Here is a 15,851-nt window from a genome sequence, read left to right on the forward strand (position 1 = left end):
TCTTCTCTTTATTCTTTATTTGCTTCTGGCTTTGCAGAGGAAGGGACTTGTTGTCTGACGATATTTTTTTGACTAATCAAACGTGGACGAGTAATCATTTTCCAAAGTGGTAGTCGAATATATGTATCCTTTTGATCGGAAGCATTAAAAGGGGCTAAAGGGGACATATATGGAATACCGAACGACCGCAAACTACATAAGTGTAGAATAATCGCAAGTAAACCAACGATAATCCCAAATAAACCAAAAGAAGCTGCGAGCGCAATAAGAAAAAAACGCAACATTCTTACAGCAATAGAAATATCGTATGAAGGAGTTACGTAAGTAGCTATGGCCGTTACTGATACCACGATGACTGTTGCAGCTGTAATCGTTCCCGCTTCAACCGCTGCCGTCCCTAAGACAAACGCCCCTACGATTGACATGGTTGGCCCAATAGATCTTGGCATTCTTACTCCCGCTTCCCTCAAAATTTCAAAGGTAACTTCTACGATCACAGTCTCAACAAAGGCAGGAAACGGTACACCTTCTCTTTGAGCGGCTAAATTCATTAAAAATGCTGTTGGTATCATTTCTTGATGATATGTAGTGAGTGCAATAAATAAGGCGGGAGTGAGCAAAGCAATTGCGTATGAAACAAAACGAAGTAGTCTAATTAAACTAGCGATATATGGTCGTTGGTAATAATCTTCAGGTGATTGAAAAAATTGAACAAATAAGGTTGGCACTACTAAAACAAATGGTGACCCATCGATTAAGATAGCTATGCGTCCTTCTAAGAGTGATCCAGCAACGGCATCTGGTCGTTCAGTATTACTAACGGTTGGAAATGGGGAATTAGTTGAATCTTCAATCAATTCCTCAATATTGCCTCCTTCAAGTATTCCATCGATATCAATGCGATCTAAACGAATATGAACTTCCTTTACTATTTCTTCATTTACAATTCCATTTATATACATAATTGCAACATTCGTTTTTGTATATGTTCCAATTACTTTTGTTTCAAGCCAAAGATTTGGATCTTTGATTTTACGTCTGATTAAAGCCGTATTTGTACGTATATTTTCTGAAAAAGCTTCCCGAGACCCTCTAACTACCGTTTGAGCAGCAGGTTCAGTAACTCCTCTCTCTTCCCAATGCTTATTATCAATGACAAGTCCCTTGGTATATCCATCCACTAAAAAAATAGTATCTCCAGATAAAAGTGAATTAAATAGCCCCTCAAAATCGGTTAGATCTTTAATGTCAGCTACCGTCATGACTGAATTTTTAATTACTTCTATAAGATTAGGTTCAGGTACTAATTTTTGCGTTACGTTCGTACCTTGAATATCGAGCATCATCGATTCCATAATAAAATTTTGCAAGGATGTTGTATCTGTTAAACCACTTGTGTAAATAATACCTGCTTTGACTGAATTGTTTTTACCTATTTGAATTTCTCTTATGACAATATCCGAACTTTCTCCAAGAATATTTATGATCTTTTCCAAATTATCTTTAAGGCTACTGTTTAATAAATCCCCTTTTTCTTCAACTTCTGAAGGTGCTTTTGTTGTTAGGTAATAGGAATTAGAGTCGATCTTATTTTTTCTATTAAAAAAACCCATAAAACACACCTACTTTTAGATTTATAAAAAAAATTACTACGAATTAGGTTATGATTATTTTGCTAGCCTTTTTTTAAAAATACTAATAATTAACAGTAACAAAGGCAGAAATAGACCAAACAGTAAGGCTAAAGGTGGCCATGTTGTACTAACAAAAGTAAGGTAATAAGCTGTATTTGGATAAGCTATAATAGAAAGAATAATCATAATCATAGCTAATGGAAGAATGACAACTCGATAATCTTTTAAATTTAATGCTTGTGAAAGACATATAGCAGAAGCATAAAAACAAATGGTCAGTTTTATAAATATGGTGAGAAACCAAATAAATGCTGCAATTGCTTCTAGTCGTTGAAAAGTATCTGCTACATTTACTTTTTTAGCCACTTCATAAGATGGGAACATTTGTGTTGCCGTTATATCAGCACCCAGAACTAGGATGGCACTTATTGTGGTCATAAATAATGAAATTGCCCCCATTAAATATCCTGAAAAAAAACCCGTTTTCCACCCATGTATTTGATTGATTGAAGGAAATATCAATAAAAATACAACCAGTTCTAAAAAAGGACTACCAATTATTGTAATAGAGGCTCGTACTATTGGTTGTACACCACCTTCCATTATTGGTTGTAGATTTTTAAACTCAATTTGTGGGCTAAGAAAAAAGAAAAGCAATATTGAAAGAACCACTGCCCACGGAAAAAATAATTCTGAAGAACGAGCGAATACTTCTAATCCTAGGTGTACGGCAAAAGTAACCAACAGTAAAAAAAGGATATGAGTGGCTATAATCGGTGTCTTTGTTAGTTGATATGTATTTAAAAAATCTCCTAAGTTTCGTAACACAAGTGCAGAAAGAAGAAAAAAAAAGGCGAAATAGAGCATCGAAACGGTCTTTCCTAGCCATTTTCCGAGGATGACTTCACTATATTCGGCTAAATTCATACTTCTATATCTCTTCCCTAATGCAATGTATAAAGCCACTAAAACGATTCCGACTACGACTCCGACTAACACCGCAATCCATGCGTCTTGTTTTGCATCTTTAGCTAATCCAGATGGAATAATTAAAATGGAACTCCCTATTGTAAACATCATAACTAGTAGAGAAAATTGAAGTCGTGATATTTTAACCTTTTCAACCATATTAAAATCCCCTTAAAAGGATATGTGATTTACTCATTATTGACATATTCATCACGAAATAACCCCATCTCGTCCAATTAATAGAACTACAAGTCTTTAAGTGAAAGCTTCACAAAACCAAAAAAGAGATAAAACCACATAAAGGTTTTAACTCTTTTTTATAGGCAAGTATGAACATTATGGATCACAAAACCAAGGTCCAAAAGAACTTATATATTACCTATGTTCTTGCCGATTATAATAAAGGCATTTTATTGAATCCAACAGAATATTCTCTGTGGCTGCCACTCGTACTTTCCCCATGAATTCTTGTCTAATAAGAGAAAGTAGTGGTTGTTCAACTTCATCTAGGTGTTTTAAAGCTACAATTACGTTTAGGTCCCATTCTTTGTGAAATTGAAGGAGGTCATCTGGATAAACTAACTTACGTTCCGTACCTGCTTCTGGGAAACATTCAAAAGGCTCTTCAATATTTAATGTTCCATAATCATCTGTTAACTGCTCCCCTGGATGAATGTCCCGAATAGCAACCTCAAATTCATAAGCTGTCCCCATACAATTGGCATGAAAACTGTGGTTCACATACCTCCCTAAATCCCAACAAAGAATATATTTACCATGTTGGTTGCGATACGCATATTTCTTTATAATTTCACGCCTGTATTTATCCACCGTTTCAACATATTGTGGATCCAGAATTTGATCTAGATCATCGAGTACCCACGTCACTGTCCCCTTTGGGATAAATTGAGTCGCGAATACCCCAAAACCGATCTGATCATTCATAAAACGTAATTCTGTGTGCGGATGAATCATATCTGAGTATTCCCCTTTTCAAAGTTGGTTTTAACAACAGTCTATGCAGCTGGGGAACGACTTGTTGAAACCTAGTCAAATTCTTCCCTTCTTCTTTTTGCTGCAGGAATGGAGAAGAATTAGTTAAAAAACACACTTCCTGTGCTATTTACATCAGCAGGAGGTGTGTTTTATCAATACAACTATTTTAGTTTTTTCATCGAAAGAAAATCAGTAACTTGGATTTTTCACAATTTGTTGTAGTGCATTGTCAATTTTATTAAATGTAAAAACAAATCCCTCTTTCTCTAATCTTTCAGGAAGAACCCAACGACTCTTGAAAATCAGTTCAGTTTCAGTTCGAATAAAAATCGCCCCTATTTCTAACATCCACTTTGGTGAAGGTAAGCCAATCTTGCGATTCATCGCCTTTCGCATATGCATCATTAATTCACGATTTGAAATCGGATAAGGAGATGAACAATTGAATACACCACTCAAGTCTTTATTGTCTTGAAGAAATAAGATGATACGAAATACATCTTCTATATGAATCCAACTAAATATTTGGTTGCCTGAACCTTGGACACCACCAAGTCCAAACCGAACTAAATTTCGGAATGGAGTCATAACGCCACCATCTTCCCCTAAAACAATAGCCATTCTTAAAGCAATTTGCCTTGTAGAAGTCAGTTTAAAAGCAAATAGAGATTGTTCCCAAGCATTAGCTACATCCACCGAAAAACCTGTTCCGATATCCCCACTCGCTTCTGTCATTGGCCGGTCTTCCGCATACCTATATATTGTAGCTGTACTTGAATTAATCCATAATGGCGGTGGGTTTTCACAAGCTAATAGTGCATTTCCAATTACTTCAGTAGTCTCTGTTCTTGAAAGAATGATTTCTTTCTTGTTTGTTGAATTATAACGACAGTTTACAGACTTACCAGCAAGATTGATAACCATCTCTGCACGTTCTAAAGCATCCACAATACCGGCTTGGTTCGACCACTGAATATGAGGAGATTGCCTTGAAATGATGACCACTTCATATCCTAAATCTTTAAGTTTCGCCTGTAAGTATTGACCTATAAAACCGGTTCCTCCAGCAATGACAACTTTCTTTTTCATATCATCCACTCATCTCTTATAAGTTCTTACTAAATATGACGCCGGATAACGGATCCAGGATGCGATTAAAATATATTTTTAATTACATATTCATAAATAGAAACGTATATGGGAATACTTTAAATAGTCATTTCATATAGGAGGATTTAATTTGAATACAACAGAAAATACATTATCAATTTTCGCCTTAGGTGGCGTAAATGAAATCGGAAAAAATATGTATGTCCTACAAGTTGAAAATGACATATTGGTCATTGACTGTGGTTCTAAGTTTCCAGATGAAAGTTTACTTGGAATTGATTTGATTATCCAGGATATCTCATACCTAAAGGAAAATAAGGACAAAATTAGAGCTCTAATTGTTACTCATGGGCATGAAGATCATATTGGTGGTATCCCTCACTTTTTAAAGCAATTGAATATACCTATTTATGCCACAAGATTCACATTAGGAATAATTGAAATTAAATTAAAGGAACATGGACTTTTAAGGGCAACAGAAACTCATCTAATTGACTCACAGTCAATAATCGATTTTAATACGATAAAATGTACATTTTTCAAAACCAATCACAGTATTCCTGATTGTTTGGGGATTGTCTTTCACACATCTGAAGGTGCAATCGTACATACTGGTGACTTCAAGTTCGATTTAACGCCCGTTAATGATGAACATGCAGATATTCATGAAATGGCTGAGATTGGGAAAAAAGGAGTTCTTGTCTTATTATCAGAAAGTACCAATGCAGAACGTCCAGGTTTCACCGCATCTGAAAGCCTTGTAGGGGGACATATTGAAGATGCATTCCGCAAAGCCAGTCGCAAAGTATTCATCTCTACCTTTGCTTCAAACATCCATCGAGTTCAGCAAGTAGTAGACGCTGCACAAAAGACAAATCGCAAGCTGGCATTACTCGGGAGAAGTATGGTGAATGTCGTGTCTGTCGCCATAAAACTAGGATATTTGAACGTACCAGAAGGCATGATAATTGAAGCCAATGAAATCAATCGGATGGATCCAGAGCGAGTGGCTATTTTATGCACAGGAAGCCAAGGTGAGCCGATGGCAGCTCTTTCCCGTTTATCCACCTCCAACTATAGACAAGCAACTATTCTGCCAGGTGATACTGTTATATTTGCTGCAACCCCCATTCCTGGTAATGAAGTTGGTGTTTCCCATATTATCGATAATTTATTTCTTTTAGGCGCAAAAGTGATTTACGGTTCAGGGCATGACACAGGTTTGCATGTTTCAGGACATGCCTGCCAAGAAGAACTGAGACTCATGCTTACTTTAATGAAGCCTAAATACTTTATCCCTATCCATGGAGAGTATAGAATGCTTCATCAACACCGAATAATAGCCGAATCTGTGGGAGTGGAAACAGAAAATATTTTTATTATTAAAAATGGTGATGTAGTCGATGTTAATAACTCAATTGCTCGTCAGACACGGAGTATAACTTCTGGGAACATTTACGTAGACGGTTTAGGTATCGGTGATGTTGGAAATATTGTGTTACGAGATCGTAAGTTACTTTCTGAAGATGGCATGTTGGTGACCGTCATTACACTTAGTAAAGCGGATGGTCAAATTATTACCGGTCCGGATACGATTTCGAGAGGCTTTGTCTATGCTCGTGATTCAGAAGAACTCTTGAATGAAGTCGATCGATTAGTCACTACGACCATTCAGACCGCACAAGGTGCAAATGGCAATCAACGCAATGTGCTTAAACAAAGTATTAAAGCTACAATTGGCAAATTCTTATATGCCAAAACAAAGAGAAATCCAATGATCCTACCGATTATAATTGAAGTGTAAATAAGGCAAGAAGATAAAATGACCAAAAAAGAGTGAACTCTAGAATTTTTTAGAGTTCACTCTTTTAATTTATTGTTTTTATCCCTTTCCCTTTAAACTCTTGATTGAGAAGGAGGTGGTGTGTAAATAAGCGTTGCGCTATGATAAAATCTACTTGTGTACCATAGATAAATCCTCTGTATTGTTAATGTTTTTGTTCACTTAATCATACCCGGTTTTTCTGTGGTTTTTGTTATTTTATGTTATTGCATATATCTAGCTTAATTAAATAATAAATAGAGGAGGATTATTTATGGGAACCAATAAATTTAACGGGTTGAACCAACTTTCTTATGAGCAAGCAATAACAGAAATTAAGACCGGTGACATACTTTTTTGTAGTGGCCGCTATTTAGTTAGTACGCTAATAAAAAAAGCTTCAGGCTCTATATTTAGTCATGCCGGTGTATTATTCTATTGGAATGAGCAATTACTTGTTTTAGAAAGTGTTGAAGACGATGGTGTCAGGGCGGTTTCTCTTTCACATTACCTTCACAATTATGAAAATAGCAAGAATAAATATAATGGAGAACTGTATATAGGGCGACACAAATTAGTTAATGACCCTAATTTTAAACAAGAAAATTTAAGTACCATGCTTGAAAAAGCTGTAAATTTACTTAATAGAAATTATGATAAAGACGAGATAGCCAAGATTATTGCACGCATTAGTTTAGGTATTGGAAGACATAAAGATGATGAGGAGTATACGTGTTCAGAATTCGTTGACGAATGTTTTAAGCAATTAAATATAGAATTCCCACGTGATTCAATGGGCTTTATTTATCCCGAACATATTGCAGCAGATTCGAATATCAAGCCATTATTTGAACTGATTTAAACTGATTATGTTTGACTCTGTAGCGCACCCTACCGTTTAGGATATAAGCAGAGGAGGATTCGTGTGTATAAAATCAGGAAGTTTAGCGAACTGACTGGGTTGAGCAAAGAAACACTTCGATACTATGAGCAAGAAGAATTACTCGAACCTGCATTCGTAGACCCTTCAAACAATTATCGGTACTACGATGACGGTTCGTATTTTTTGGCTATATTGTTGCAAAAATTGAGGAGTTTTGGTTGCTCAATCCAGGAAATGAAAGTTGTTATGCGTGATGAATCCTTTAAGAATTTGGAAGCGTTGTTACTACAAAAGAAAGACCAATTACAAAATGACATTATTCAAAAACAGCAAACGATTTTTGAAATTGAAGAATTTATTTTAACTGGCAAGGAGGAACCAATTAAATGAAGTGGGAAAAAGAACGTGATTTAGATGCACCTATCAACATTGTCTGGGCTTTATTTGAGGAAGAACAAGCGATACGTATTATGCCTAAAGTAGTGGAAAATAAGTGGATTGAAAAAAAATCTGGAATTCTTGGTTCCACCTACGAACAGACGTATCAAGAGGGAAAAAGACAAGAAACGTATGTGGTGGAAATCCTGGAATTTGAAGATACTGTAAATCGCAAACATAAGCATATCAAGTTTCAACTTGCTAACGCATTCGAAATGAATCTATCATTTACTCTGGAAAGAGTGAGTGATATACAGACCAAATTTATTTATTCAGGCTCGAATATTGGCATTAATTTTATTGGTCGAACAATGCTTAAACTAGGTAGTAGAATAAATGGTGATCAAGTAATTTATGATTTTCTGGATCGCGTAGAAAAAGAAGCGATTCTCGATTATAAATCCTTCTCTGAGTGAGAATATTTAACACTAAAAAACAGGAATCCAGCAACTAAGAAAATTGCTGGATTTTTCAATGAAATAATATTTAATTTGAATCTTTATTATTTTCTTTTTGTTTTTTATTAAGCAAAAAATGTGTTAGTGATTGATCCCCAGTCATTAATTTTGAAAAATAGGAAGTCGTGTAGTTATAACCCGTGTCTATTTTTTCTGCCAGATAACTGGTTCTTTCGAAAAGAATAGCACGAAAGTGATCGATTTGTCTTAAGATTTTCTCCGTTAATGCCTCTTGGTTATCCAGTCGACTTAATACTACATTTTGCGTATCTTCTTGCCTTGATATTTGTTGAGCTATTTGTTTTTGCAAATCGAGTTGCTCATTTACTTTTAAATCAAGTATCTCGTTTGCCAATCCTACCTTATCCAACTCAGTTACAACCTCTAGATTTGAATGACTCAATGATTCCATTGTGTTCATCAACTCTTGTTTTAATAACAAATCATTTTCCAAAGTCAATTGGAGTTTTGAATCTTTTGCATCTAATTCTTTTAACCACCCCAACACATGACTATCAACTTTCCTATGCTGAAAGTTCAATTTTTTCTGCTCACTAATTCCTTTTTGAATGTACTTCCAATGCGAGGTTTGTTTCGACTCCTGCTTTTCGAATAAATCTTTCAGTTCACTAAATGACTGATTAAGTGTCTCATTCGTTCTTTGTTGTTCCATTAATAGTTCAGATAAGTGGTCCCTTTTAAAAAACGATTGATTCTGATCAACAATATGCCCATTATTTTTCAAAATGTCTGGGTGCTTATCTGTATTAATAAATAATCCCATCGTTATTTACACCCCCTTCTCTCACACCTTGTTTTATCATATGCAATTAATTAATAAGTGGGCATTACCCAAAGCTATTGCTAAACAGTATTCAGTTAGCAAACTATACTAGGTTTTTTGAGGAGGTGATCACCGGTTATAACGACGTAAGGTCCAAATAGTGAGAATTTTGTATTACCACAAATACAATTCTACGAAAAACAATCGGATTTCACGTTTTCAATTGAAGACACACCCTACAGTGGAAAGCACCAGGAACCGCAGCATATTATGGTGATGACAGGGCAACTTGTGACCACCATAACTTGGATCCTGGTGGAGCGAAACAATTAGTAGTTGGTACTTACAAAGCTGTAATAGATTAGAGTCATTACCTGTCATTAATACTACTGATACTTTAACTATTGCCTGACCTTCTCCCCCTCAAAAGTACTTCTTTGTAATCCTTGACTTACGAAAACCTTCAATGATGTCAATTACGGTAAAGATTACAAAAGTAACAATGATGCTTTGGTATGCCCAATTTTTTACTTGTTCTGTGTATTGGGCTGTTTCATTAATGTAGGTTAGGAATGTGGCATTCCACAACTCGTTGTTGCTGATAATAACGATGAAAGCGACAAGTATAGTCGTTTGTAAAAGCGCATTTACCACAGCGACTTTCTTCGTCCATTGTCTTGCAAAACCTTTGTAGATAGCAAAAGCTACTTCTAACACAATAACTAGCGTCACTAGAGGCCAATATGAAAATAAAACTTCTTGATTGAAAGCAGATGAAATAAACTTAAAGCCATCTGATTGACTTTCGTAAATACCGAATAAGCTCGACGCATTGAAATAAACGGACGCCCAAATCGCTGTCCACAAAAAGCTGCCAAACACATGTATTTTCGTTATGGCCTTTTTCTTTGGAATGTACGAGATATTCTTTAAATCGTCCGGTGTCCATTTCTTAAAATTCATGGTCAATGGGATATTGTCTCTAACTTTGTCCGTTCGTTCGATAATGGCGAAGATTAGCGTAATCCAAAAAGCTGTTTGCATACCTGTGATAAGAAGTTGCCAAATTCCTTTTGACACAATGCTAAAAATTATACTGTAAAGTGCCTCTTCTCCGGTAGAAGTGACAATAGTCTTTCCAATCAACGTTATAAGCGAAATCGTTAATGTAATCGGAATAATAATTTTTAACAAACTTGTATATACATCAAAGTATTTCGGACCAATAAGATGCATTGGACGATCCAAGTAGCCATTTGCCAAGATAGCAGGATTTCCAAGTTGTGAAAGGATAACTTTCACATCTTCTTCTGATGGCTCTTCAGGTAACATATCCTCGATTGTTGAACGCAACTCCAGTGCAATATCTTCCCTCAATTCTTCGGGAAGCCTTCGCGTGACTTCCTGAATATACAAATCAATTAGTTTCATCATGATTCTCTCCTTTCAACAATAAATATAACTCCTGTGATGTTTTTTCCCATTCGTTTTTCAGTTGTTCGAAAGTCTCTGTACCGTATTCATTTAGCACATAATACCTGCGCGGTCTGCTTTCAGTTTTATCCCATGTGCTCGTCACTAGTTCTTGTCTTTCTAGGCGGCGAAGCAATGGGTAGAGCGTACTTTGGTCAATCGTAATTCCGCAGCTCTCCAAGCGTTGGGCGAGAGAATAGCCATATTGGGGAGTTCGCAACTGGCTTAAAACAGCCAGCGTCAATGTTCCTCTACGTAATTCAGTGGTCAATGAATTTTGAAGATTGCTCATATATTCACCTCATTTTCGATACTGTGCGTTGTACACTATATATTATACAGCTTATATTAGATTATAATGATGCACTTGGCAAATATATATATAAGAAAATAAGAATCACTGTAGTCTTGATTGTAATAGCAGAGGGTGACGTTTGATTTGGCAATATGTAAGCATAATCAGCATTTTCCTAATGGCTATGTTCATTACTTTTTTTCGCCCATCTCCCCATAAACTACAAAAGAAAAAGGCCAAACGAAAAATACTCGTTTGGCCTACTTTTAAATTATAAAACAGTGCTCTTCTAAAAACTTTTTAAGAAGACCCGTATGACCTCGGTTCCTCCAATAATAGTTCCTAAAGTGCTTCCTAAGTTGGTTAGGACGACCACAAGTAGGATGCGCGTGACCTTATTGTCCCAAAACCCTTTTATAGTAAACACATCTTCTGAAAGCGTTTCAAAGTCCCCAACGTTCGGTCGACGGATATAGGCTTGAACAATTCCCGAAACCCAACCAGCTGCTAGCAGTGGATATAGTGAGGTTATTGGCGCTGCAATAAAGGCTGACAATATGGCCAGTGGATGTCCAAAAGCAACAGCAGCACCAATGGCTGCTAAGGTTCCATTCCACAAAATCCAGCTTAACGCCTGATCGAAACCAGCAGAAGGATTAGCAAAGAAAGTATAAGCAATAACTGAAATAATGAGCAGTGGAATTGCCCATCCAATAATTTTTGGAACGATGGATTTAGGTGGTTTTTGAGACAAGACTTCTAAATCATGTTCCTTATAAATTTCTACTTTAATTCCAGGAATATGTGCTGCACCCAGAACCGCTACTACTTTATCTCCAGGTGCATCCTTAATTTTCTGAGCTAAATATTGATCTCGTTCATCAATTAACGGTGTTTTTAACTTTGGAAATGATTTCGTGAATTCAGCAAGAATCGTGTTTAGCGTATCTTGAGATTTCATTTTTTCAAGGTCTTCTTCTGAAATCGTATCTTTGCTGAAAATGCTTAAAAAAATCGCAGAAAGAAGTTGAGCCTTACCAGACAGCCCGATATTATGCCAAATTCGGGAAAAAGTAATTTGTATATTTCGATCAGCTAACACAAGATTTGCACCTGACTCTTTAGCTGATTCAATCCCTTGAATCATTTCCTGACCAGGTTTAATATCAAATTGTTTTGCTAAACGATTTTGAAATGAAGAAATCGCTAAATTCATCAAAAGTAATGTCGCTTTCTTCTCTTTAATGACCTTAAAAATATCCATTTCTCTCCATTTATTACTATCCATAACAGACTGATATCGTTGTTCATCCAACTCTATACAAACTGAATCAGGTCTCTCTCTTTCGATCACTTCTTTAACTTGCTCTGCACTTTGCTTCGATACATGAGCCGTTCCGATTAGGATCAACTCTTTGCCATTTAAATTAATACGAGTAATGTTTTCTTCCGTCATAAACGACTTCCTTAATAGAATTTATTTCTTCTTCGCAATCTGGTATCCAGGATTACTTAAAGACTGTCTATTGTTAATAATGAATTAGATTAGGAAAAATTTCAATTAAGTTTCATTTATTAATTGGTGAAAGTATTCCGGGAAATTTTTCTTTACGGTTTATTTAAGCGTTTTTCCCAATAGAATTTTTCTAACTTAATAAAATTCCTACTAATATATCCGTAACAACTACAAATTACTTCACGGCTTTAAAGCTAGAAATACCCGCGTAATATTCTTTAACTACTGTAACTTGATTAGTTGCAGCAATGTTTTAAATTTATTTGCACTTGAATGCTTAGCGCCATCGATTGACTAGTTTAATGTAAGATACCCTCACAAGTAAAAATCTACTCATGAGGGCATATTTTGCAATTACTACATGGGTTATTTTCTACCCATTCTTTTATTTAATTTCTACGGTCCAATCGTGTAGATCTTCTATCTTGCCAGTTTGAATACCTGTAATCGTATCGTATAATTTTTTAGATACTTCGCCTATTTCATTATTGTTAATAATCATTTTTCTACCTAACCAATTCAACTCTCCAACAGGAGAAATGACCGCTGCTGTACCTGTACCAAAGGCTTCTTCTAGATGGCCTTCCGTATATGCTTGAGACAACTCTTCTATAGATATTTTTCTTTCGACAACTGGGATGCCCCATTCTTTTAGCAATTCAATAATTGACATTCTTGTAATCCCTTTTAGAATGGATCCATTCAATTCAGGAGTTACGATCTCACCATTAATTTTAAAGAAGATGTTCATGCTACCAACTTCTTCAATATATCTTTTTTCCACGCCATCTAACCATAAGACGTCAGCATTACCTTCTTTGCTTGCTTTGGCTTGTGCTTGGAAACCAGACGAATAGTTTCCTGCAGTCTTCGCCATACCAGTCCCACCTTTTACAGCTCTAGTGAACTGGTCTTCTACACTGATTCTGACCGGTTTAATGCCCCCACTAAAGTAAGATCCAACAGGTGCAAGGATAATCATTAGTTTATATGTTTGGGAAGGTGCTACCGCAAGACCTGGCTCCGTTGAAATGATATACGGACGTATGTAAAGAGACGTTCCTTCTTTAGATGGCACCCAATCTTGTTCAAGGCTAATCAATTGTGTAAGGTAATCCATCACACGTTCTACATCAATAGGAGGTATACATAAACGTTCGCTAGATAGATTTAATCTTTGGAAATTCTTATCAGGTCTGAACAATAAAATGCGATTATCTTCTCCTCGATAGGCTTTCATTCCTTCAAAGACAGTCTGTCCATAATGAAAAATCATAGCGGCAGGGTCTAATGTGATCGGTGCATAAGGAACAATTCTCGGATCATACCAACCTTTACCTGTTTCATAATCCATGATAAACATGTGATCCGTAAAAGTTTTACCAAATGGAACTTGATCCTTTTGAATTTTGTCTTTCATATTCATACTTTTTACGATTTCAAGTTCATATTTACACATTGTCAGGACCCCTTTTGTCTATGTCGATTGATTTTATTGTACACCCAACTAATGTAATTTTAAAGTCTCTCATTTCATTTATAGAGTACCTTTCCCCTTACAGCTACCAAAAAAACATTTGGATATCTGAAATATCAATCATTTATTGCCAGTTAAAGTACATCTAAGCCCTCTGTGATTTCGTCACTGAAGGCTTTCAGTATTATTTACCTACTAATTTAAAATTCATTTTACGAGATTAGACTGTTCAAAAAATTTCGAACTTTATTCACATATGCATAAGGTTCTTCTACTCCAGGCATATGTGAACTGTTCTCGAATACATGAAACTCAGATCCTGGAATTAAATCTGCATAGTATTTCGTTGTTTTAGGCGTTGCTTCATCAAAATGACCGCATGTAAAAAGACTTGGAATATCGATTTCGTTCAATCTGTCGGTCACATCAAAATCTTGTAATGTGCCGGTTACGGTAAACTCGGAGGCTCCCCACATGAATCCATAAATGGTATGGTTCGATTTTTTCATATTGTCCAGAAATTCTTGTGGCCAAGGAAGTGCTCGGCACACGTGACGTTCATAAAACTGAATCATAGCCTGTTGGTATTCATCTGAGTCAGTTGTGTGATCTCGTTCACTACGTTCAATGATATCCTGTGACTCTTGTGGTAAATCCATCAAATAGTCTTTTTGGTCACGCTCCCACATACGTGCGTTCAAGCACGGACTAGAAAAAATCACACTTTTTACGCCTGTTGGTTGTTGAAGCAGGTATGCCGCTGCGAGCATCGTCCCCCAAGAATGACCAAGAATATGAACTTCCTCCAATCCTAGGGCCTCTCTCACTTGGGACAATTCTTTAACGTAACGTTCTACAGTCCATAATGACAAATCCTCAGGACGATCAGAATTCCCACAGCCAAGCTGGTCATAGTGAATCACCGGTCGATGGTTACCTAAAAGTCTTAGCGGATCCGATTCTCTGCTCATTCCACCGGGGCCACCATGCAATACCAGTAGAGGGACACCAGGGCCATCTCCGGTCTTTCTATAATAAACATTTCCACCTGTAACCGGAATATATCCTTCTTCTGAATGATTCATCTAATCGTCGCCTTTCAGTTTAGATTGTTAATAGTCAGTACTATTTTTTCGGAAATTTTAAAACTATTTGCAATGTCTTGTCCAACATTAGATTCTTTTAATGTCCTTATCCCCAAACTTCATTCAAGGTACTTCTAAATAACACATTTAACTTTGCCGTAGGATCTTCAATCTCTTCTGAAATTGTTTTGACGTAAGCTTCCAAACGGTCCATTTCATTTCCCAGGAAATAATTAATCAGTTGAATTCTTGGTTCCAAATCTAATTCATCACCAGCAATTTTACGTTTTAAGAGAAGTTCAATCTCACTTTTCAGCTCGCCGACAGGCACTAGCTCATTTACTAGTTCTTGAAAACTAATGGGTGGCACTGTTCGATTCTCTTCAATCCACTTACAAGCCAATACAGGTCTAAGCACATAGAAATACTTTTTACTTTTCACTTCTGAGCCTTGTAAGTATTCACGATAATTGTTTTTCGCCATATTTAAATAATGATAGATCGTCGCATTGGAGTAGAATACTTGAGGTTCCAACTCCCGCATTTGATCAATAAATGAATACGCTTGGTAATAAACAATATCACTTCTCATCCATTCAAGGAGAGCTGGATTACTTTTACGAAAAAGCCGTAATGCTTTTGTGATTTCCCATCCACTTATATCCAGCAAATCGTTGATAGGTACTTCTATTACATCTCGCTTCTTACCCACTCCCTGTGGATCAATGGACAGATACCAGTCTGGTTGATGAACATAAATGAACCTTACATCATAATCACTGTCTTTCGAAGGAAATCCCCATGCTCGACTACCCGATTCCACAGCGTATAACACTTTCACCTGATAGTTTTCTTCAATTTCTATAAGTTTCCGTCGAATTAATTCTTTCATTTACTTAAACCCCTTTTAA

The 15,851-nt window shown here is 36.2% G+C and carries 15 protein-coding genes; 4 read left to right on the forward strand and 11 right to left on the reverse strand.

Annotated features, from left to right (window positions below):
• Positions 1-8: 8 nt before the first annotated feature.
• The 4 genes from E2636_RS17710 to E2636_RS17725 all read right to left on the reverse strand — a co-directional run bounded on the left by E2636_RS17710 (position 9) and on the right by E2636_RS17725 (position 4,688).
• Entirely contained in the window at positions 9-1,613 is a 1,605-nt protein-coding gene (locus E2636_RS17710) for a spore germination protein (RefSeq protein WP_134211605.1), read from the reverse strand.
• 54 nt (positions 1,614-1,667) lie between these two features.
• The gene (locus E2636_RS17715) at positions 1,668-2,762 is read right to left on the reverse strand and encodes a GerAB/ArcD/ProY family transporter (RefSeq protein WP_134211606.1); all 1,095 of its coding nucleotides are present in this window, start codon (positions 2,760-2,762) and stop codon (positions 1,668-1,670) included.
• 216 nt (positions 2,763-2,978) lie between these two features.
• Complete coding sequence (locus E2636_RS17720; RefSeq protein ID WP_134211607.1) at positions 2,979-3,578, reverse strand: SET domain-containing protein; 600 nt, start codon at positions 3,576-3,578, stop codon at positions 2,979-2,981.
• A 210-nt stretch (positions 3,579-3,788) separates the two neighbouring features.
• A complete protein-coding gene (locus tag E2636_RS17725) occupies positions 3,789-4,688 on the reverse strand; it encodes a TIGR01777 family oxidoreductase (protein WP_134211608.1) in 900 nt (299 codons plus the stop codon).
• 151 nt (positions 4,689-4,839) lie between these two features.
• On the opposite strand from E2636_RS17725, the gene E2636_RS17730 reads away from it, so the two are divergent.
• From E2636_RS17730 to E2636_RS17745, 4 genes are all read left to right on the forward strand, one after another.
• A complete protein-coding gene (locus E2636_RS17730) occupies positions 4,840-6,513 on the forward strand; it encodes a ribonuclease J (protein WP_134211609.1) in 1,674 nt (557 codons plus the stop codon).
• Positions 6,514-6,805: 292 nt separating this feature from the next.
• Entirely contained in the window at positions 6,806-7,393 is a 588-nt protein-coding gene (locus E2636_RS17735) for a YiiX/YebB-like N1pC/P60 family cysteine hydrolase (protein WP_134211610.1), read from the forward strand.
• Positions 7,394-7,456: 63 nt separating this feature from the next.
• The gene (locus tag E2636_RS17740; protein ID WP_134211611.1) at positions 7,457-7,804 is read left to right on the forward strand and encodes a MerR family transcriptional regulator; all 348 of its coding nucleotides are present in this window, start codon (positions 7,457-7,459) and stop codon (positions 7,802-7,804) included.
• Entirely contained in the window at positions 7,801-8,268 is a 468-nt protein-coding gene (locus tag E2636_RS17745; RefSeq protein WP_134211612.1) for an SRPBCC family protein, read from the forward strand. The genes E2636_RS17740 and E2636_RS17745 overlap by 4 nt, the downstream gene beginning before the upstream one ends.
• A gap of 70 nt (positions 8,269-8,338) precedes the next feature.
• Here the strand turns inward: E2636_RS17745 and E2636_RS17750 are convergent, their stop codons facing one another.
• The 7 genes from E2636_RS17750 to E2636_RS17780 form a co-directional block, all read right to left on the reverse strand.
• Entirely contained in the window at positions 8,339-9,094 is a 756-nt protein-coding gene (locus E2636_RS17750; RefSeq protein WP_134211613.1) for a hypothetical protein, read from the reverse strand.
• A gap of 423 nt (positions 9,095-9,517) precedes the next feature.
• On the reverse strand, positions 9,518-10,525 hold the full coding sequence (locus E2636_RS17755; RefSeq protein ID WP_166669578.1) for an HAAS signaling domain-containing protein: 1,008 nt from the start codon (positions 10,523-10,525) through the stop codon (positions 9,518-9,520).
• Positions 10,512-10,859 (reverse strand): PadR family transcriptional regulator, encoded by a 348-nt coding sequence (locus tag E2636_RS17760; RefSeq protein ID WP_134211615.1) that lies wholly within the window; start codon positions 10,857-10,859, stop codon positions 10,512-10,514. Before E2636_RS17760 ends, E2636_RS17755 begins: the two co-directional genes overlap by 14 nt.
• 292 nt (positions 10,860-11,151) lie before the next feature.
• Positions 11,152-12,318: a TraB/GumN family protein gene (locus tag E2636_RS17765; RefSeq protein WP_134211616.1), complete on the reverse strand. Its 1,167-nt coding sequence runs from the start codon at positions 12,316-12,318 to the stop codon at positions 11,152-11,154.
• A 445-nt stretch (positions 12,319-12,763) separates the two neighbouring features.
• Positions 12,764-13,837, reverse strand: a complete 1,074-nt coding sequence (locus tag E2636_RS17770; RefSeq protein WP_134211617.1) for a branched-chain amino acid aminotransferase — start codon at positions 13,835-13,837, stop codon at positions 12,764-12,766.
• 230 nt (positions 13,838-14,067) lie between these two features.
• Complete coding sequence (locus tag E2636_RS17775) at positions 14,068-14,940, reverse strand: proline iminopeptidase-family hydrolase (protein WP_134211618.1); 873 nt, start codon at positions 14,938-14,940, stop codon at positions 14,068-14,070.
• A gap of 106 nt (positions 14,941-15,046) precedes the next feature.
• A complete protein-coding gene (locus E2636_RS17780) occupies positions 15,047-15,832 on the reverse strand; it encodes a nucleotidyltransferase domain-containing protein (protein ID WP_134211619.1) in 786 nt (261 codons plus the stop codon).
• Positions 15,833-15,851 lie beyond the last annotated feature (19 nt).

Origin of the sequence: Paenisporosarcina antarctica, from assembly GCF_004367585.1 — a bacterium.
In the GTDB taxonomy this organism is placed as follows: domain Bacteria; phylum Bacillota; class Bacilli; order Bacillales_A; family Planococcaceae; genus Paenisporosarcina; species Paenisporosarcina antarctica.